Annotated in this window: 17 protein-coding genes; 4 read left to right on the top strand and 13 right to left on the bottom strand. The window is 65.9% G+C overall.

The features are described 5' to 3' along the window. Positions 1-94 precede the first annotated feature (94 nt). The gene (locus QTH97_RS16220; RefSeq protein ID WP_286569334.1) at positions 95-1,843 is read left to right on the top strand and encodes a proline--tRNA ligase; all 1,749 of its coding nucleotides are present in this window, start codon (positions 95-97) and stop codon (positions 1,841-1,843) included. Next, positions 1,840-2,502, top strand: coding sequence for a lytic transglycosylase domain-containing protein (locus QTH97_RS16215; RefSeq protein ID WP_286569332.1), 663 nt, complete (start codon positions 1,840-1,842; stop codon positions 2,500-2,502). Before QTH97_RS16220 ends, QTH97_RS16215 begins: the two co-directional genes overlap by 4 nt. A gap of 3 nt (positions 2,503-2,505) precedes the next feature. On the opposite strand, the gene paeA is transcribed toward QTH97_RS16215, so the two are convergent. The 7 genes from paeA to hemA form a co-directional block, all read right to left on the bottom strand. Next, complete coding sequence (paeA, locus tag QTH97_RS16210; RefSeq protein WP_286569330.1) at positions 2,506-3,810, bottom strand: polyamine export protein PaeA; 1,305 nt, start codon at positions 3,808-3,810, stop codon at positions 2,506-2,508. Between the two features lie 49 nt (positions 3,811-3,859). After that, a complete protein-coding gene (locus QTH97_RS16205) occupies positions 3,860-4,855 on the bottom strand; it encodes an AAA family ATPase (protein ID WP_286569329.1) in 996 nt (331 codons plus the stop codon). Between the two features lie 109 nt (positions 4,856-4,964). After that, positions 4,965-5,474 carry a cupin domain-containing protein gene (locus QTH97_RS16200; protein WP_286569328.1) on the bottom strand — a complete coding sequence of 170 codons (510 nt, stop codon included), beginning with the start codon at positions 5,472-5,474 and terminating at the stop codon, positions 4,965-4,967. 127 nt (positions 5,475-5,601) lie between these two features. Next, positions 5,602-5,928, bottom strand: a complete 327-nt coding sequence (grxD, locus tag QTH97_RS16195; RefSeq protein ID WP_286569326.1) for a Grx4 family monothiol glutaredoxin — start codon at positions 5,926-5,928, stop codon at positions 5,602-5,604. Between the two features lie 30 nt (positions 5,929-5,958). Continuing rightward, entirely contained in the window at positions 5,959-6,798 is an 840-nt protein-coding gene (gene prmC, locus QTH97_RS16190) for a peptide chain release factor N(5)-glutamine methyltransferase (protein WP_286569324.1), read from the bottom strand. Positions 6,799-6,809: 11 nt separating this feature from the next. Next, the gene (prfA, locus tag QTH97_RS16185) at positions 6,810-7,898 is read right to left on the bottom strand and encodes a peptide chain release factor 1 (protein WP_286569323.1); all 1,089 of its coding nucleotides are present in this window, start codon (positions 7,896-7,898) and stop codon (positions 6,810-6,812) included. Positions 7,899-7,982: 84 nt separating this feature from the next. Next, entirely contained in the window at positions 7,983-9,278 is a 1,296-nt protein-coding gene (gene hemA, locus QTH97_RS16180) for a glutamyl-tRNA reductase (protein WP_286569322.1), read from the bottom strand. A 102-nt stretch (positions 9,279-9,380) separates the two neighbouring features. On the opposite strand from hemA, the gene QTH97_RS16175 reads away from it, so the two are divergent. Continuing rightward, positions 9,381-9,659 (top strand): hypothetical protein, encoded by a 279-nt coding sequence (locus tag QTH97_RS16175; RefSeq protein WP_286569481.1) that lies wholly within the window; start codon positions 9,381-9,383, stop codon positions 9,657-9,659. Here QTH97_RS16175 and QTH97_RS16170 read toward each other — a convergent pair. From QTH97_RS16170 to ugpB, 6 genes are all read right to left on the bottom strand, one after another. Continuing rightward, positions 9,656-12,127, bottom strand: coding sequence for a DUF3772 domain-containing protein (locus QTH97_RS16170; RefSeq protein ID WP_286569320.1), 2,472 nt, complete (start codon positions 12,125-12,127; stop codon positions 9,656-9,658). The genes QTH97_RS16175 and QTH97_RS16170 overlap by 4 nt on opposite strands. Positions 12,128-12,182: 55 nt before the next feature. Then, on the bottom strand, positions 12,183-12,941 hold the full coding sequence (ugpQ, locus tag QTH97_RS16165; RefSeq protein WP_286569319.1) for a glycerophosphodiester phosphodiesterase: 759 nt from the start codon (positions 12,939-12,941) through the stop codon (positions 12,183-12,185). Beyond that, positions 12,938-13,945, bottom strand: coding sequence for a sn-glycerol-3-phosphate import ATP-binding protein UgpC (locus QTH97_RS16160; RefSeq protein ID WP_286569318.1), 1,008 nt, complete (start codon positions 13,943-13,945; stop codon positions 12,938-12,940). The genes ugpQ and QTH97_RS16160 overlap by 4 nt, the downstream gene beginning before the upstream one ends. A gap of 138 nt (positions 13,946-14,083) precedes the next feature. Next, positions 14,084-14,935 carry a sn-glycerol-3-phosphate ABC transporter permease UgpE gene (gene ugpE, locus QTH97_RS16155; protein ID WP_286569317.1) on the bottom strand — a complete coding sequence of 284 codons (852 nt, stop codon included), beginning with the start codon at positions 14,933-14,935 and terminating at the stop codon, positions 14,084-14,086. Between the two features lies 1 nt (position 14,936). Further along, complete coding sequence (gene ugpA / locus QTH97_RS16150) at positions 14,937-15,818, bottom strand: sn-glycerol-3-phosphate ABC transporter permease UgpA (protein WP_286569316.1); 882 nt, start codon at positions 15,816-15,818, stop codon at positions 14,937-14,939. 116 nt (positions 15,819-15,934) lie between these two features. Then, positions 15,935-17,245, bottom strand: a complete 1,311-nt coding sequence (ugpB, locus tag QTH97_RS16145; RefSeq protein WP_286569315.1) for a sn-glycerol-3-phosphate ABC transporter substrate-binding protein UgpB — start codon at positions 17,243-17,245, stop codon at positions 15,935-15,937. Positions 17,246-17,470: 225 nt separating this feature from the next. Here ugpB and serA point away from each other — a divergent pair, with 225 nt between their 5' ends. Continuing rightward, positions 17,471-18,700 carry a phosphoglycerate dehydrogenase gene (gene serA, locus QTH97_RS16140; protein ID WP_286569314.1) on the top strand — a complete coding sequence of 410 codons (1,230 nt, stop codon included), beginning with the start codon at positions 17,471-17,473 and terminating at the stop codon, positions 18,698-18,700. Positions 18,701-18,729 lie beyond the last annotated feature (29 nt).

The raw sequence follows: 18,729 nt of genomic DNA, 5'->3' as shown, positions 1-18,729 counted from the left end.
CATGCCGGGTTGCACTCGGCAAGCGACCCGTTCCAGGTCCTCACGAGGCCTGCCTCCCCAGCATTCCTACCTGTAGCCCTTTGCGCCGCGACCGATGAAAGCTTCCCGATTCTTTATCTCCACCCTCAAGGAAGCGCCGGCCGATGCCGAAGTCGCGAGCCATCGGCTCATGATGCGCGCCGGCATGATCAAAAAGCTCGGGACAGGCATCTACACGTACATGCCGATGGGGCTGCGGGTGATCCGCAAGGTCGAGGCGATCGTGCGTGAGGAAATGAACCGGGCTGGTGCGGTCGAACTCACCATGCCCGTGGTGCAGCCAGCCGAATTCTGGGAAGAAAGCGGGCGCTTCCAGGGCTATGGCGCCGAGTTGCTGCGCATCAAGGACCGACACGAGCGCTCCTTCGTGATCCAGCCGACCAGCGAAGAAGTCGTGACCGACATCGCACGGCAGGAGATCCGCAGCTACAAGCAACTGCCGAAGAATTTCTATCAGATCCAGACCAAGTTCCGCGACGAGCGACGTCCGCGCTTCGGCCTGATGCGCGGGCGAGAGTTCATCATGAAGGACGCCTACAGCTTCGACCGCGACCTCGATGCCGCGAAGGCCAGCTACCAGGTCATGGCGGACGCCTATCGCCGGATCTTCGACCGCTTCGGCCTTCGCTACCGGGCCGTGGCCGCGGACAGCGGCGCCATCGGCGGCGACGTCAGCCAGGAGTTCCAGGTCATTGCTGCGACGGGCGAGGACGCGATCGTCTACTGTCCCGACAGCGACTACGCCGCCAACATGGAAAAGGCCGAGGCGCTCGCGCCGGCCGGTCCGCGGGCAGCCGCCACCCAGCCGATGACGAACACGCCCACACCGGGCAAGAGCACCTGCGAGGATGTGGCGGCGCTGCTGGGCGTACCGCTCTCGACCACCGTCAAGTCGCTCGTCCTGGCCACCGACATCGTGGATGCGACCGGCAACATCAAGGGCGCGCAGATCTGGCTGCTGCTGGTTCGTGGCGACCACGACATGAACGAGATCAAGGTGAGCAAGGTGCCGGGGCTGGACAACGGCTTCCGCTTCGCGACCGTCACCGAGATCAAGGAGCACTTCGGCAGCGAGCCCGGCTACCTGGGCCCGCTCAAGCTGAAGCAGCCGGTGAAGATCGTCGCCGATCGCGAGGTCGCCGTCATGGCCGACTGGATCTGCGGCGCCAACGAGGTCGACTTCCATATCACCGGCGTCAACTGGGGTCGTGATCTGCCCGAACCCGATGCGGTGGCCGACATCCGCAACGTGGTCGCCGGCGATGCCTCGCCCGACGGCAAGGGCCTGCTGGCGATCGAACGCGGCATCGAGGTCGGCCACGTGTTCGTGCTTGGAACCAAGTACAGCAAGCCGATGAATGCGACCTTCCTCGACGAAGCGGGCAAGCCCCAGTTCCTCGAAATGGGGTGCTATGGCATCGGCATCACGCGGCTGCCGGCCGCGGCCATCGAACAGAACAACGACGAGCGCGGGATCATCTGGCCCGACGCGATCGCGCCTTTCACCGTGGTGGTCTGCCCCATCGGGATGGACCGCAGCGCGGAAGTCAAGGTCGCTGCCGAAGCCCTCTACGAGCAATTGCTCTCGGCTGGCGTCGACGTCTTGCTCGACGATCGCGGCGAGCGCCCGGGCGCGATGTTTGCCGACTGGGAGTTGATCGGTGTGCCACACCGCGTCGTGATCTCCGACCGGGGCCTCAAGGAGGGCCAGTTCGAGTACCAGCATCGTCGCGACACCGCCGCAACGAAGGTGCCCGCAGCCGGCATCGCGGAATTCCTCACCGGCAAGCTGTCAGCGGCATGAGCCTTGCGGCGCGGGCGCCAGCGTCCAGCCTTTCCCGACGACTGTGTCTCGGCAGCGCTGCTGCCGGGGCGCTGTCCCTGGTGCTGCCACGCAGCGCCATGGCCGGTGCGCAGATCGAGGAACCGCTGATCGACTCGGTCCGCACCGCGCTCAGCTCGGCGATCCAAAACAAGGCGCCGCCGGTGCCGGAGTTCGGCAGCACCGAGGCACGCATTGCCTACCTGCGATGGCTCGGCGAGATGAGCGAGCGGCTCAAGAAGAAACTGCCCGACTGGCCGACGCGCAAGGAGTTCCTGCAGACTGTCTGGTACGAGTCGCGTCGCTCGGGGCTCGATGTCAGTCTGGTGCTCGGCCTGATCCAGGTGGAGAGCAACTTCCGAAAGTTCGCCGTATCGAGCGCTGGCGCGCGCGGCTACATGCAGGTCATGCCCTTCTGGACACGCGTCATCGGCGACAGCGATCCCTCCAAGCTGTTCCACATGCAGACCAACCTGCGATTCGGCTGCGTGATCCTCCGGCACTACCTCGAGCGCGAACGGGGCGACCTGTTCATGACGCTCGGCCGCTACAACGGCAGCCGGGGCAGGGCGCCTTACCCCGACGCCGTCTTTGCGAACCAACGACTGTGGGTCTTCAAGGATCGCCGGCTGGAAGACTGAGGCTCAGGTCTTGCCCGTGGCGTTGGCGCGGGTGACCATCACCTGGTCGATGCGGAAGCTGTCGACGTCCATCACCTCGAAGGTGTAGCCGGCCCAGGTCACGCTGTCGGTCCTCTTGGGCACGCGACGCAGCATCACCATCAGGAAGCCCGCGAGTGTTTCGTACTCGTCGTCATGGGGCAGCACGTCGATGTCGAGTGCGCGCTGCACGTCCTGGATCGGCGTCACGCCGTCGATCAGCCAGGAGTTCTCGTCGCGCTTGACGATCTGCTGTTCCTCGTCCTGAACGCCGACCAGGTCACCCATGACCGTGCTCATCACGTCGTTGAGGGTGATCACGCCGACCACCAGGCTGTACTCGTTGACGATGATCGCGAAGTCCTCGTGCGCCTGCTGGAACTGCTCGAGCACCTCGGTCAGCGACAGCCGGTCCGGGATGACGAGCGCCTTGTGCAATGGCAAGCCTTGCGCGAAAGACAGTGGCTGCCCGCTCAGCACACGCTGGAACATGTCCTTGGCGTCGACGTAGCCCAGCACGTGGTCGATATCGCCCTCGCACACCGGGTAGGCCGAGAAAGGCTCCGCGACGATGCGAGCACGCAGCACCGACTCGGGGTCGTCACGCAGGAACCAAGCGATGCGATCGCGCGACGTCATCACGCTGTTGACCAGCCGCGTGTCGAGCTCGAACACGTTGGCGATCACCTGCTGTTCGCGCTCGGCGAGGACCCCGGCGCGTGCACCGGCCTCGGTCATGGCGAGAATGTCGGCAGACGTGATCTTCTCGTCGCGCTGGCTCGGCATGCCGAGCAGCTTGAAGAGCAGGTCGGTGCTGACCGTGAAGAACCAGACGAGCGGCTTGAACGTGGTGATCAGGACCTGCATCGGTCCGACCATGCGCACTGCGAGCTGCTCCGGGTTGCTCATCCCCAGCCGCTTGGGAAACAGGTCCGCGAACACCAGGAAGACTGCGATGATCGTGACGAAGGATGCGAGGAAGGCGGCGTTCTGCGATGCCTCCACGCTGAGCCACATTTCGAACAGGCGCGCGTAGTAGGGGCTGAGCGAGCCTTCGCCGACCACGCCGCCGAGGATGGCGACCGCATTGAGGCCGATCTGGACGACGGTGAAATAGTGGCCGGGCTGCTCCTGGATGCGCATCACGCGCTCGGCGCGCACGTCGCCCTCGTCCGCCATCTGGCGCAGGCGCAGGCGACGGGAAGCGGCCAGTGAGATTTCGGCGAGGGAGAAAAAGGCGCTCGTTGCGATCAGTGCAACGATGACCAGCAGGCTTTGGGTCAGGGTCATGGGTCGGTCGATGAAGACCGACATGGTGCCATGACCCGTTGAACGCCTTCTATTGGACGAACCCGATGCGGCTCCGGGCGACGCTGGCACGCGGGAGATCGTCGACGCGAATCTCGTCGCGTCCGGCCAGTCGGGCATTGCCGAAGCCGGTCATCAGCGCGCGGCGCATCTCGCGGGGGGCGAGCGTGGCCAGATGGTCGAGCACGTCCCCGGAGGGCTCCTCGGCCAGCAGCCGGCCCCAGTCGTGGTCGCTGCGGATCGAGATGTAGAGCTGCCGCGCGATCTGGCGCGCGGCTTCAGGCGAGGGAGCCTCGATCTCGAACACGTTCATCCGGTTCAGGATGGGCTCGGGAATGCTGCGCTCATCGTTCGCCGTGGTGATCCAGATCACCTGGCTGGCGTCGATGGGCACCTCGGCGAATTCATCGACGAAAGCGTGCGCGGTGTCGTGCTCCAGAAGGTTGTAGAGCGCGCCGAGCGGGTCGTACTGGCTGTCGGCACCAGCCTTGTCGATCTCGTCGATCACCATCACCGGGTTCGCGTACTGTCCATCGACCAGCGCCTCGAACACCTTGCCGGGCTTGGCGCCCTTCCATTGCGAAGAGGCACCCGAAAGCAGCCATCCGGCGGTCATCGAATTCATGGGCACCAGCGACATGCCGGTGCCGAGCAACTCGGCCAGCTTCTTCGCGAAATGGGTCTTGCCGATGCCGGGCGGACCGAGCAGCAGCATCGGCGTGACTTCCAGGCCATCGCGGCTGTCCTGCGCAAGTGCGACGTGGCGTCGCACGTCGTCGAGCACTTCGGTGAAATTGGGCAACTGCGCATAAAGCGCCGCCATTTCGGGAACGCCGCTCGGCTTGACCTGGAAGCGGTCGGGGCCGCGTTCGAGCATGCGCTCGTAGGTGGTCCGCAGGTGTTCGTGGTCGCGATCGGGGAGCTTTGCGAGCTTGCGCTCGACGTCGTGCGTCTGGAACACGCTGCGCAGGTGGGCCACCGGCAGCTGGAATGCCGGCGAGGCGGGGACGAGACTGCGGGAATCCATGGACACCTCCGGTTTCGAACACTCTTTGGACAGCATAAGCCGTGCCCGGGTTCGCCGGATGTCTACGTTTTCTCGCTTTTCAGTGTTTTGAAATTGTGTCGCGGCTCGGTCACACGCCGCCTTGGGGGTGGGTCGGATCGACCCACAGCACCGTATCGGGCTTCTCGACGGGTTCGATGTCCAGGTTGATCGCGACCGCCTGCCCATCGCTGCGGCAGAGCACGCATTCGAGCGCTTCGGTCTCGCTGGCGTTGATTTCCTGGTGCGGCACATAGGGCGGCACGTAGATGAAGTCACCCGGACCGGCTTCGGCCGTGAACTCCAGCCGCTCGCCCCAGCGCATGCGGGCGCGTCCCCGTACCACGTAGATCACGGATTCGAGGTGGCCGTGGTGGTGGGCGCCGGTCTTGGCATTGGCATGGATGGTGACCGTGCCCGCCCAGAGCTTCTGCGCCCCGACCCGCGCGAAATTGATGGCAGCCGCCCGGTTCATGCCGGGCGTCTGCGCGGTGTTGGTGTCGAGTTGGTTGCCCGGGATCACCCGCACGCCGTCATGCTTCCAGGCGCCTTCGGCTTGCGAATGCCCGTGATCGCCGTGATCGCCGTGATCGTGGCTCATGACCGTACCGGCAGTTTGGATTCCCGCGAAACACCGCGGAACCGGCTTGGCCGGGCCGTCGGTGCTGCCCCCGGAAGGGGGTAGGCGAAGCGACACGAAGTGCGCGCAGCCTGGGGGCGAGACATGGTCACGCTGGGCTGTTGTTCAGCATCTGCTGCAATTCGCCGGATTCGTACATCTCCATCAGGATGTCCGACCCGCCGACAAACTCGCCCTTCACATAGAGCTGGGGGATGGTCGGCCAGTTGCTGTATTCCTTGATGCCCTGGCGGATGGCGTCGTCTTCCAGCACATTGACGGTCTTGAGCGTTCGCGTGTCGACACCGACGGCCTTGAGGATCTGGATCGCGCGGCCTGAAAAACCGCACATCGGGAAGCTGGCGTTGCCCTTCATGAAGAGCACGAGGTCGTTGGTCTTGACGAGGTCGTCGATGCGTTGCTGGGCTTCGGACATGGGGATCTCCTGGAAATTGGGCTGGGCGGATTATTTCACCGTGCGCCAGATCCCGCCGGAACATCGTGCGATGCCGGCGAGGTCGTCGCGGCTTTGGGCCTCGTCGAAGCCGCGCTGCACGAGCAGTTGACGCACCGCTTCAGCCTGGTCGTAGCCGTGTTCGAGCATCAGCCAGCCGCCGTCCGCCAGATGATCCGGTGCTGCTTGCACGATGCGGCGAATGTCGTCGAGGCCGTCGGCGCCGGCAACGAGCGCCTGAACGGGTTCGTGGCGCAGTGCCGGCAAGTGAGAGTCGCCGACCGCGATATAGGGCGGGTTCGAGACGATCAGGTCATGGCCCGCGTCGGCGCCAGCCAGCCAGTCGGCTTCCTTGAAGCGCACCGCCAGCCCGAGCCGAGCTGCATTGGCGCTCGCGACGGCCAAGGCATCGGCACTGGCATCGACGGCCGTGACCTGCGCGTCCGGGCGCGCGTGCTGGATCGCCAACGCGATCGCGCCGCTGCCGGTGCCGAGGTCCAGCACCGACGGCGCCGTCCGGCCATCCAGGCACTGCAACGCCCATTCGACCAGCGTTTCAGTGTCGGGCCGCGGCACCAGCACCCGCCGATCCACCCGCAGGCCGAGTCCGTGAAATTCCTTCTCGCCGACCAGATAGGCCACCGGCTCTCCTGCGACCCGGCGCGCGCAAAGCTGCGCAAAGGAGGGCCACACGTCGTCCGCCAGCACGTCTGTGTCGTGGGCCAGCAGCCAGGCGCGCTCGTTTCCGCGCCGGCCCAGCACGTGCAGCAAGAGGAGCTGCGCGTCGAGCCGCTCGATGCCCAAGCCCGCAGCCGCGGCCAGCATCTGGACCGCGCTGGAAGGCGATGGCATGTCCGAAGGCGTCACGCTGGCAAGCTGGCTTCGAGTTCGGCCAACTGCTCCGCCTCGCGTGCCGACTGCAGCGCCGCCAGCACGTCACCCAGGTCGCCTTCCATGATGGCCAGCAACTTGTACAGCGTGAGGTTGATGCGGTGGTCCGTGAGCCGGCCTTGCGGAAAGTTGTAGGTGCGGATGCGGTCGCTTCGGTCGCCGCTGCCGATCAGCCCCTTGCGCAGTGCAGCATCCTTGGCAGCGCGCTCGCTGCGATCCTTTTCCTGGATGCGTGCCGACAGCACCTGCAGCGCCTTGGCCTTGTTGCGGTGCTGGCTGCGGTCGTCCTGGCACTCGGCGACGATGCCGGTGGGAATGTGCGTGATGCGCACCGCCGAATCGGTCTTGTTGATGTGTTGTCCGCCCGCGCCACTGGCGCGATAGGTGTCGATGCGCAGGTCGGCCGGATTGATCTGTACCGCCTGCGTCTCGTCCGGCTCGGCCAGCACCGCGACGGTGCAGGCGCTGGTGTGGATTCGGCCTTGCGTCTCGGTCGCGGGAACGCGTTGCACCCGGTGGCCGCCGGATTCGAAGCGCAGCTTGCCGAACACGTCGTCGCCCACGATGCGCACCACCACTTCCTTGTAGCCGCCGAGTTCGCTCTCGCTTTCGCTCACGATCTCGCAGCGCCAGCCCGCACGCTCCGAGTAGCGCGTGTACATCCGCAGCAAGTCGCCGGCGAAGAGAGCCGATTCGTCACCGCCCGTGCCGGCGCGGATTTCGAGGAAGGCATTTCGGGCGTCGTCCGGGTCCTTGGGCAGCAGCAGGCGCTGGAGTTCGTCCTCGAGTTGGACGAGCTCGGCCTCCGCGCTCGCGATCTCTTCCCGGGCCATCTCGGCCATGTCGGGCTCGTCGAGCATCTCGCGCGCGCCGGCCATATCAGCCTCGCGCTGGACATAGCGGCCATAGCGGCCGGCAATCTGCGTGACCTCCGCGTGCTCGCGCGAGATGGTGCGGTATTGCGCCATGTCGGACATGATGTCCTCCCGCGACAGCAGGAAGTCCAGTTCGCCGAGGCGTTGCGCATAGCGCTCGAGTTGGTGACGCAGGAATGGTTTCACGACAGCAGGGAATGGCGAAAGGGACGGGCCGCGCGGGCGCGGCAACGGCTTGGGGCGGCAGGTGCCGCCGGACGACGAGCGTCGCTAAGGTTCTTTGCGCGGATCGCCGCGAAGATCGTTGCGCAGGAAAAGGCGCGAGATCGCCTGCGCCGTGTGCTCGCGCGCCACGGCGTCGCCGGCATGCAACTCGGCCATGGCGCCGTGCAGCATCTTCTGCGTGAGTCCGCGCGACAGCGCTTCCAGCACGGCCTCAACGCTTTCGCCCTTGGCGAGCAGCTTGCGCGCCCGGGCCAGCTCGGTGGCGCGCCATTCGTCGGTCTGGGCGTTGAGCTGGCGGATCAGCGGCACGGTGCCGCGCTGGTCCAGCCAGTGCATGAAGCTCTGCACACCGGCATCGATGATGACTTCGGCCTGCGCCACGGCGGCCTGCCGGTTGGCGTGGCCCTGCTGCACGACCTGCGCGAGGTCGTCGACCGTATAGAGATAGACGTCTTCCAGCGCCTTGACCTCGGGCTCGATGTCGCGCGGTACGGCAAGGTCCACCATGAACATCGGGCGGTGCTTGCGCAGCTTGAGTGCGCGTTCCACGGCGCCGAGGCCGATCAACGGCAGCGTGCTCGCGGTGCAACTCACGACGATGTCGAACTCGGCGAGGCGCCCCGGCAGATCCGCGAGCCGCATGGCTTCGCCGCCGAAGCGGGAGGCCAGCTTTTCGCCGCGTTCGATCGTGCGGTTGGCGATGACGATGGACTTGGGCTGCTTGGCGGCAAAGTGCGTGACCGCCAGGTCGATCATCTCGCCGGCGCCGACGAAAAGCACGCGCGTGCGTTGCAGGTCTTCGAAGAGCTGGCCGGCCAGCCGGACCGCTGCGGCCGCCATGCTGATGGAATGCGCGCCGATCTCGGTGGCCGTGCGAACTTCCTTGGCCACGGCGAAGGAGCGCTGGAACAGTTGGTTCAGCGTGCTACCGAGGGCGCCGGCGGTTTCGGCGGCGCGGATGGCGTCCTTCATCTGGCCGAGGATCTGGGCCTCGCCCAGCACCATCGAATCGAGTCCGCTGGCCACCCGGAACGCGTGACGCGCCGCCTGGTCGTCATGCAGCGTGTAGGCATGCGATCGAAGCAGGGCTGGAGCGACGCCGCCGCTCTGGGCCAGCCAGTCGACCGTGTGGTCGAGCGCCTGGTGGTCGGCGGCGCAATAGATCTCGGTGCGGTTGCAGGTCGAGATGATCGCGGCCTCCACGCTGGGGTGCCGGTGGGACCCGAAAGAGTGCCGCAGGCTGTGCAGCGTCGGGGCGATCTGGTCGATGGCGAACGCAAAACGACCGCGCAGGTCGAGCGGCGCGGTCGTGTGGTTCAAGCCGAGGGCCCAGACTGACATAGCCCCTGATTATAAAATCAGCAGCCCGCAGACGGCATGCAGAATGAAAAAGGCCGTGGCTATCGCGGCGATACCCGGTCGCCGTTGCGCCACCTCTCCCCCATGGCCCCGCTGGAATTCCTCAATCACCTGCTCAATTTCGTCGCCCCGGCGTTCGCCGTCGGCTTCCTGTGCGCCATCCTGGGCCGGTTCTCGATGCGGCGAGCGGCCAGAGCCCCCGCCTGGTGGGCTCAGGGTGCTATCAATTTCGTAGTGGGTGTCGCGGTGCTGGCGGCCGGGCTGATCATTTTCGGCCGCGACGGAAAGATGACCACCTACGCGGCACTGGTGGTCGCATGCGGCACCAGCCAGTGGCTGGTCGCCGGAGGCTGGCGCCGTTAAGGCGCCAGCAGCGGCCCCACGGGCGCTGCGGCGGTGGGCGCAGGCACCGGTGGCGCGCCTGGCGCGCCGGGCATGGGCGGGACGCCCGGATAGGCCGCCATCGGCAAGCCGGCCGCCTGCAAGCCATCGAGAATCGCAAAGAGGACGTCGCTGCGCACCCCGCCAGCCAGGCGAGGGCTCGGCACGTAGGCAATCGCCTGGAAGATCAGGAACCCGACCTCGATGCCTTCGAGGGTGACCGTCGGCGCGGGCGTGGACAGCACGCCTGGGTGATTGGCAAACGCCGCCAGCATCACCTCGCGCGCGCGGCTCGCGTGGGTGGTCAGCGGCAGCGGCAGGCGAATGAGCACGCGGCCCTCGGCGTTCGCGAGGGTCATGTTGCGCACGGTCTTGGTGATGAACTCCGAATTCGGCACGATCATCGTCGAGCGGTCGCCCAACTGGATTTCCGTCGCGCGCACGTTGATGCGCCGCACGTCCCCCTCGGCGTTGCCCAGAACCACCCAGTCGCCGACCTTCACCGGCCGTTCCGCCAGCAGGATCAGCCCCGAGATGAAGTTCTGCACGATCGCCTGCAAGCCGAAACCGATACCGACCGACAGTGCGCTTGCCACCCACGCAATGCGTTCGATCCCGATGCCCAGCGCCGAAAGCGCAAAAGCGACCACCACGATCCCGCCGACGTATCCGAGCAGGGTGGTGATCGAACTCTGCATGCCGGGCTCGAGCGCCGTGTTCGGCAGGTAGCGGCCCTCCAGCCAGCGCTTGACGATGCGCAAGGCGACAAAGCCGCCCACGAGCACCGCGACCGCGCTGAAGATCGCGCCGGGAACGAGCTGGATCTCGCCCACCTTCACGCCGCTGACGAACTTGCCGCTGCGCAGGAACACCTCGCCCGGGCTCGTGCCCAAGGGGGTCGCCAGCGCGATCAACATATAGAAGAAGAGCGCGACGCGGCTCAGGCCCGACAGCGCAACGGCCGCCTGGTCCAGCGTGCGGGGATCCAGTCCGAAGCTCGCCTGCAATCGGTGTCCGAAATTGCTGCGTGACGACACCACGGCCATGAACAGGTCGTCGGCGAACTTGAACAGCACATAGAACGCAGCCGCGACGATGCAGGTCCAGTTGAGCTGGCTCGCCATGAAGCTCGCCATCGCCACATAGCCGGTCCCGACGAGGATCCAGATCACGACCAGCGCCAGCGCGACGATCGCCAGCAGGATGCCGACCCAGAGCGGGCGCTCGGCAACCTCGGGCTGCGAGGCAGCAGCCGCAGCCGCAGCCGCAGCCGGCGCGTGGCCTTCCGGTGCAGGCGGCGCCGCTCCTTCGGCCGGCACCGCGTGCGCTGGCTCCCGCAGCCGAAGCAGCATCGCGCCGATCATGGCGGTGAGAGCCAGTGCCGTCACCACATGCGAGCCGACCACGGCCGCAAAGCTGGCTTCCACCACCGCGTTGACCTGCGTCGGCGCCCACACCAGCGCCGCAACCATGGCCATCAGCCAGGGGAAGGGTGCGAGGCGCTTGGCCATGTCGTCCGGCATCGGCGGCAAGCGCCATGACGGCCGACTGTTGGACAACAGCGCGCGTCCGAGGCCGACCACGAAGGCGATGAAGATGCTCGACTGCACCACGGCCTGTCCCAGCTTGCGGCTCTGCGGTCCCCAGATGCCGTGGAAGTCGAAAGTCGCGTAGACGCCCTGCGCTGCAATGCCGACGATCAGGACGTTCGCAGTGACGATCGCGATCACCAGCAGCGAACGCCGCAAACGGCCGCCTGGCAGGAAGCGCGCCGCGAGCTGCGCCAATGCGCGCTCTGCGATCCAGTTGCCCAGCAGCGCGGTCACGACGGCAACGACGATGCTGATCAGCACGGCTGCGCGATGGGCCGGCTCCCGCGCCACGTCGAGGCCGTTTTTCAGTTCGGCGCCGAGCGCTCGCAGGCGATTGACATCGGAGGGCCACGCATCGGCGATGTCGCGCCAGAACTCCCTGCCCAGGGGCGACGGGGAGCGCTCGGTCAATTGGGCCTCGAACAGCGCACGCCGCTTGGCGAGCATGTCGCTCGCCCGTTGCTGGGCGTCCACGGTGACGAGGCGCGCCAGCCGGATGTCGGCATCGACTGCGTTGCGCTCCTTGGTCAGCGTCGCGCGCCGACGCGTGATGTCGGGGTTTTCTGCCGCCGCGCCGGCCGCCGGTGGATTGCCCAGTTCGCCCAGACGCGCATTGAGGTCGTTGAGCTCGCCCGTGCGCGTCGTGATGAACTTGTCGGTAGCCGCACTGATGGCGTGAAGTTCCGCGATCAGGCCTGCGACGTTGTCATTGACGTCGACGGTCGCCGGAATGCGATCGAGCCGGGACCGCAATGCCGCAACGGTGGGGGCGACTTCGCTCGAATCGCCCTGGGCGAATGCGGGGCCGCATAGCACGGCGGCGAACAGCAGTGCCGCGAGACGTTGGAGCCAACTCATGACTTCATCATAGAAGGCGTCCGTTCCACCAGCGAAATGCTTGGCGCCGCCGGCGTCAGCTTGCCGGGCTGAACCTGTCGACGCGGTCCGTGATGATTCCGTCGGTGCCGAGCGCGATGAGGTGGCGCACCGCCCAGTCGTCGTTGACCGTGTAGCTCAGCGCGCGCAGCCCGGCCGCGTGCACCCGGGCCACGGTGGCGGCGTCCCACAGCGCGTAGTTGCAGACGACCGCCGCGCAGCCGAGCTGCGTCGCCGTGTCGAGCCAGCCGTCCCACAGCGTATCCAGCAGCAAGCCGCGCGGCAGCTCCGGCTGCGTGGCCTGAGCGCCTCGCAGCGAGTCGGGCGCGAACGAGGTCAGGAACGGTGGCGGCAGGGACGCGCCGGCCCACAGCGCCGCGGCGTCCCGCGCCACGGTTTCGCCGGTCAGGCGCTCGAGCCCGGGGGTCGGCTTGATCTCGATGTTGAGCGCATGGCTGTTGGCGATGCAGAAGCGGATGAGGGCTTCGAGGCTCGCCAGCGGCTCTCCGGCATAGCGCCGGGAGTGCCATCCGCCCGCGTCGAGTCGGGACAGCGCCGCCCAGCCGTGATCGCCCGCCATGCCATGGCCGTTGCTCGTGCGATCGAGCGTGGCGTCGTGCAGGAGAAAGGGCACGCCATCGGCGCTGAGCTTCGCGTCGCATTCGAACATGCGATAGCCGTACTCGGCGCCCAGCCGGAACGCAGCCAGCGTGTTTTCCGGTGCGAGCCTGCCCGCGCCGCGGTGCGCGATCCAGCGCGGATACGGCCAATCGGAGGCCGGCGTCCTGTCGCTCATGTGGTGCGCTTGCCGGACCCGGCGTCGAACCAGTGCAGCTTGTCCTGGCGCGCGGCGATCTTGACGGTGTCGCCGGCGGCCGGCGGTGTCTGGCCTTCGTCCACACGCATGATCAACTGCTCTTCGCCGATGCGGCCGTAGATCAGCCGTTCCGCGCCCAGCAACTCCACGTGCTCCACCTGCACCGACCAGCCGCTCGCGTCGAGCGTCATGTGCTCCGGGCGGATGCCCAGGATCGTGCCCGGCCGCACCCCGGGTGCGTGCTTCAGCAGGTTCATCGGGGGCGAGCCGATGAAGCTGGCGACGAAGGTGGTCGCGGGGCGCGAATACACCTCCTCGGGCGTGCCGAACTGGTCCATCACGCCGGCGTTCATCACGATGATGCGCTGCGCCAGCGTCATGGCTTCGACCTGGTCGTGCGTCACGAAGAGCGAGGTGATGCCGAGCTCGCGGTGCAGCTTCTGGATTTCCAGGCGGGTCTGCGCGCGCAGCTTGGCGTCGAGGTTTGACAGCGGTTCGTCGAACAGGAACACCCGCGGCTGACGCACGATGGCGCGACCCATGGCCACGCGCTGGCGCTGCCCGCCGGAGAGCTCGCGCGGCTTGCGCGCCAGCAGGTGACCGAGTTCCAGGATCTTGGCCGCCTTGTCGACGCGCGTCTTGATCTCCGGCACCGGCACCTTGGCGATCTTCAGGCCATAGGCCATGTTGTCGAAGACCGTCATGTGCGGGTAGAGCGCGTAATTCTGGAACACCATCGCGATGTCGCGCTCGGCGGGTTCGAGGTTGTTCACCACGCGGTCGCCGATGCGGATCTCGCCGGCGCTGATTTCCTCCAGGCCCGCGACCATGCGCAGCAGCGTGGACTTGCCGCAGCCCGAAGGCCCGACGATGACGATGAATTCGCGGTCTGCGATCTCGGCGCTGACGCCATGGATGACCTGGTTGGCCTTCGGCCCGTGGCCGTAGCGCTTGATGACGTTGCGAAGCGAAAGAGCTGCCATGTTGTTGCTTATCTAATTAGTGAGGCTCGATGCGTGCCCCATTCCAGAAATACCGCGGAACCGGCTTTGCCGGCCGCCGGTATTGCCCTGCAAGGGGGTGGGCGCCTACGCGAAGCGAGCAGGCCTGGGGGGGTATGTTCACTTTTCGGTGTCGACGAGGCCCTTGACGAACCACTTTTGCATGAGGATCACGACGATGGCGGGCGGCAGCATCGCGAGAAGTGCCGTGGCCATCACGATGTTCCATTCGTTCTGCCCGTCGCCGCCCGCGATCATGCGCTTGATGCCGATCACCACCGGATACATGTCCTCGCTCGTGGTCGCGAGGAGCGGCCACAGGTACTGGTTCCAGCCGTAGATGAACTGGATCACGAAGAGCGCGGCGATCGAGGTCTTCGACAGCGGCACCAGCACATCCCAGAAGAAGCGCATCGGCCCGGCGCCGTCCATGCGGGCGGCCTCGATGAGTTCGTCGGGCACCGTCAGGAAGAACTGCCGGAACAGGAAGGTCGCCGTCGCCGAGGCGATCAGCGGAATGGTCAGGCCCGCATAGCTGTTCAGCATGCCGAGGTCCGACACCACCTGGTAGGTCGGGCCGATCCGGACTTCGACCGGCAGCATCAGCGTGATGAAGATCGCCCAGAAGCACAGGCTCTTGAACGGAAAGCGGAAGTACACCACCGCGAACGCCGAGAGGAGCGAGATCGCGATCTTCCCGAAGGTGATGACCAGCGCGGTCACGAGGCTCACCCACATCATCCGGGCGACGGGTGCGGTGGAACCGGCGCCGGCGGTGCGGCCGAACAACGCGGACTTGTAGGTTTCCCAGAAATGCCCGCCGGGAAGGAGCGGCATCGGCGCCTGCACGATTTCCTGCGCCGTGTGGGTCGATGCAACGAACGCCAGGTAGAGCGGAAAGGCGACGATCAGCACGCCGAAGATCATCACGGCGTGCGCCAGGATGCCGAGAGTGGGGCTGCGTTCAACCATTTCAGTAGTTCACTTTCTTCTCGACGTAGCGGAACTGGATCACGGTCAGCACGACCACGATCGCCATCAGCACCACCGATTGCGCGGCCGAGCCGCCGAGATCCATCGCCTTGAAGCCGTCGTGGTAGACCTTGTAGACCAGGATGCGGGTGGCCGTGCCCGGGCCGCCCTGGGTCGCCGCATCGACGATCGCGAAGGTGTCGAAGAAGGCGTAGACCACATTGATCACCAGCAGGAAGAAGGTGGTTGGCGAGAGCAGGGGAAACTGCACGGTCCAGAAGCGCCGCCACGGCCGGGCGCCGTCGATGGCAGCGGCCTCGATCAGCGACTTGGGGATCGACTGCAGGCCCGCGAGGAAGAACAGGAAGTTGTATGAAATCTGCTTCCAGACTGCGGCCATCACGATCAGCGTCATGGCGTGCTTTGAATTGAGCAGGTGGTTCCAGTCGATGCCGATCTTGCCGAGCGCATAGGCGACCACGCCGAGCGAGGGCGAGAACATGAACACCCACAGCACCGCGGCTACGGCCGGCGCCACGGCATAGGGCAGGATCAGGAGCGTCTTGTAGACCATGGCACCGCGCACGATGCGATCCGCGAACACGGCCAGCAGCAGAGAGAGCGCAAGGCCGATGCCGGCGACCAGGATCGAGAAGAGGGCCGTCGTCTCGAAGGACTCGATGTAGGCGGGGTCGTTGAACAGTTCCCTGAAATTCTGCAGGCCGACCCATTCGGTCGAGGTGCCGAAGGCATCCTGCATCTGCATCGATTGCATCAACGCCTGGCTCGCGGGCCAGAAGAAGAACACGATGATGACGATGAGCTGCGGCGTGAGCAGCGCCCAGGGCAGCCAGCCCGAGCGAAAGACGACGCGTTTTTCCATGAGCGATATCGATTAAAAGTTATTCGCCCCCCTGATAACAGTTCCGCCCCGACTGCTGGGCAGGCGGGGCGGTGGATGTTAGCCGGTCGGGCGCGGCCTGAACCGCGATGACAACGTCAGCTCTTGTTGGCCTTCTGGAAGCGTTCGAGCAACTCGTCGCCGCGCTTCACGATCGCGTCCAGGGCCTCCTTCGGCGTCTTCTTGCCGGACCAGACCTGTTCGAGTTCCTCGTCCTCGATCGCGCGGATCTGGACATAGTTGCCCAGGCGGATGCCGCGGCTCTTGTCGGTGACCTTGCGGATCATCTGCGTGACCGCCACGTCCGTGCCCGGGTTCTCCTTGTAGAAACCCGACTTCTCGGTGAGCTGGTAGGCCGCGGTGGTCACGGGCAGATAGCCCGTGCGCTTGTGGCTGGCGGACTGCACTTCAGGCGTCGAGATGAACTTGAAGAACTCGGCCACGCCCTTGTATTCGGCCGGCTTCTTGCCCGACATCACCCAGAGGCTGGCGCCGCCGATGACGGTGTTCTGCGGAGCGCCCTGCACATCCGGGTAGTAGGGCAGGGGTGCCAGGCCGTAGGCGAACTTGGCGTTCTTGGCCACGTTGCCGTAGAAGCCCGACGAGGTGTTGATCATGGCGCACTCGCCCGACACGAAGCTGGCTTCAGGCACGTTGCCGCGGCCCTTGTAGACGAAGAGGCCCTGCTTGGCCATGTTCGCCAGGTTGTCGATGTGGCGCACGTGCAGCGGCGAGTTGATCTTCATGCGCGCGTCCAGGCCCGAGAGACCGTTGTTCTTGGTCGCGAACTCGACGTTGTGCCAGGCCGAGAAGCTCTCGAGCTGGGTCCAGCCCTGCCAGGCGGTGGTAAACGGGCACTTGTGGCCGGCAGCCTTGAGCTTGGCTGCGGCGGCGACCACTTCGGGCCAGGTCGCCGGCGCCTTGGTCGTGTCCAGGCCGGCGGCCTTGAAGGCGTCCTTGTTGAAATAGAAGATGGTCGTCGAGCTGTTGAACGGGAAGCTCAGCATCTGGCCGTTCGGTGCCGTGTAGTAGCCGGCGACCGCGGAGATATAGGCGTTCGGGTCGAACTTCGCGCCGGCGTCCTTCATCACCTGGGCCACCGGGATGACCGCGCCCTTGCTGGCCATCATGGTGGCGGTGCCCACTTCGAACACCTGCAGGATGTGCGGCGCATTGCCGGCGCGGAAGGCGGCGATCGAAGCCGTCATCGATTCGTCGTAGGTCCCCTTGTACGTGGGGATGACCTTGTATTCCTTCTGGCTCTCGTTGAACTGCCTGGCCAGATCGTTGACCCATTCGCCGTTGACGGCGGTCATGGAATGCCACCATTGGATTTCGGTTTGCGCGAACGCGGGGGTGAACAGCGTCGCGGCAAGCGCCGATGCCATGGCGAGCGTTTTGAATCGCATGAAGACTCCTGAGGGGAAATAAAAAGCGCGGATGCTAGGTCGTTTGTATGACACGACAGCGTCACATATTTTTCGCGCCGGCCGCATTGTTCACCAACCGGGGAAACCCTTTTTGGTGCAACGCCCCGCGGCCTGCATGTTGCGGCGCAGCATGCTAGCATCGCGCTCCCTTTTTTCGGCTCTGCCGGCTCTGGCTTTGGGGTTCGGGCGGGCCTCCGCACTCGCATGAGCAAGACGTCCCTCGACAAAAGCAAGATCAAGTTCCTCCTGCTGGAAGGCATTCATCCTTCAGCGGTCGAGGTGTTGCATGCGGCCGGCTACACGAACGTCGAGTCGCTGTCCGGCGCCTTGCCGGATGCCGAGCTCAAGGCGCGCATCGCCGACGTTCACTTCCTGGGCATCCGGTCGCGCACGCAGCTGACAGCCGAGGTCTTCGCCGAGGCGCAGAAGCTGGTGGCCGTGGGGTGCTTCTGCATCGGCACCAACCAGGTCGACCTCGACGCGGCGCGCGAACATGGCGTCGTCGTCTTCAATGCGCCCTATTCCAATACGCGCTCGGTGGCCGAACTGGTGCTGGCCGAAGCCATCCTGCTGCTGCGCGGTGTGCCCGAGAAGAGCGCCGTCGCGCACCGCGGCGGCTGGCTCAAGACGGCCGACAACGCTTTCGAGATCCGCGGCAAGACGCTCGGCATCGTCGGCTATGGCTCCATCGGGGCGCAGCTCTCGGTGCTGGCCGAGGCGCTCGGCATGCAGGTGGCGTTCTTCGACGTCGTCACCAAGCTGCCGCTGGGCAACGCTCGCCAGGTGCGGCTCCTGCCCGACCTGCTGGCACAGAGCGACATCGTGAGCCTGCACGTCCCGGAGACGCAGGCCACGCAATGGATGATCGGCGCGGCCGAGATCGCGGCCATGAAACCCGGAGCCATCCTGATCAATGCATCCCGCGGCACCGTGGTCGAGATCGAAGCGCTGGCCGCGGCCCTCAAGGAGAAGAAGCTGCTGGGCGCGGCGATCGACGTCTTCCCGGTCGAGCCGCGCAGCAACAAGGACGAGTTCCAGTCACCCCTGCGCGGGCTGGACAACGTGATCCTGACACCGCACATCGGCGGCTCGACCATGGAGGCGCAGGCCAACATTGGCCTGGAAGTGGCCGAAAAGCTCGTGAAGTACAGCGACAACGGGACTTCGACCTCGTCCGTCAACTTCCCCGAGGTGGCGCTGCCGGCCCATCCGGGCAAGCACCGGCTGCTGCACATCCACCGCAACGTGCCTGGCGTCCTGTCGGAGATCAACAGGATCTTCTCGGACAACAACATCAACATCTCCTCGCAGTACCTGCAGACCAACGAGAAGGTGGGCTACGTGGTGACCGACATCGATGCGGAGTCGTCCGACCTGGCCCTGGAAAAGCTCGCCAGGGTGCCGGGAACCATCCGCAGCCGCGTCCTGTTCTGACCTTCCGGCAGGTCCCGTGGGCCTGCCTT

Source organism: Variovorax gracilis, from assembly GCF_030317115.1.
Classification (GTDB): Bacteria; Pseudomonadota; Gammaproteobacteria; order Burkholderiales; family Burkholderiaceae_C; genus Variovorax; species Variovorax gracilis.
The sequence above is the reverse complement of the archived record's forward strand: the minus strand, read 5'-3'. Positions and strand labels throughout refer to the sequence as shown.